This is a genomic window from Sphingobacterium sp. UBA7625, from assembly GCF_002484085.1.
GTDB lineage: Bacteria > Bacteroidota > Bacteroidia > Sphingobacteriales > Sphingobacteriaceae > Sphingobacterium > Sphingobacterium athyrii.
This window is the reverse complement of sequence record NZ_DLJD01000009.1, coordinates 79,464-79,873: the sequence shown is the minus strand read 5'-3', so window position 1 is coordinate 79,873 and position 410 is coordinate 79,464. Positions and strand designations below refer to the sequence as shown.

The window sequence follows — 410 nt, the reverse complement described above, 5'->3', positions numbered from 1 at the left end:
CGCGGTGAATTGAAAGCTAAAGTTGAAGTAACAGCGCACGCGTTTACTGCTTCTGCTCAAAAAGCTATTGAAGCTGCAGGCGGTTCTATCGTTAAAATTTAATAAATGAAGAAACTAATCACAACCTTAACCAATATTTGGAAAATCGATGATTTACGTACGCGTATTCTAAATACCTTACTTTTTCTTTTGATTTACCGTATTGGATGTCACGTGGTATTACCAGGTGTAAATCCTCAAGCTTTGGCTTCCGGTCAAAAAGAGGGTTTATTGGGCTTACTGGATATGTTTGCGGGGGGATCATTCTCTCGTTCGGCTATCTTTGCTTTAGGGGTAATGCCATATATCTCGGCATCCATTGTTGTTCAATTGCTGGGCATCGCGGTTCCTTACTTCCAAAAGATGCAGAA

General features: G+C 40.7%; 1 protein-coding gene and 1 pseudogene. Both read left to right on the top strand.

Annotated features, from left to right (window positions below; translation table 11 throughout):
* Nucleotides 1–102 (top strand): uL15m family ribosomal protein (locus tag B4G94_RS03995; RefSeq protein WP_286857286.1); only part of this gene is annotated, 102 nt, incomplete at its 5' end.
* Between the two features lie 3 nt (nucleotides 103–105).
* Nucleotides 106–410 (top strand): annotated as a pseudogene (locus B4G94_RS03990) (preprotein translocase subunit SecY); the annotation flags it as partial.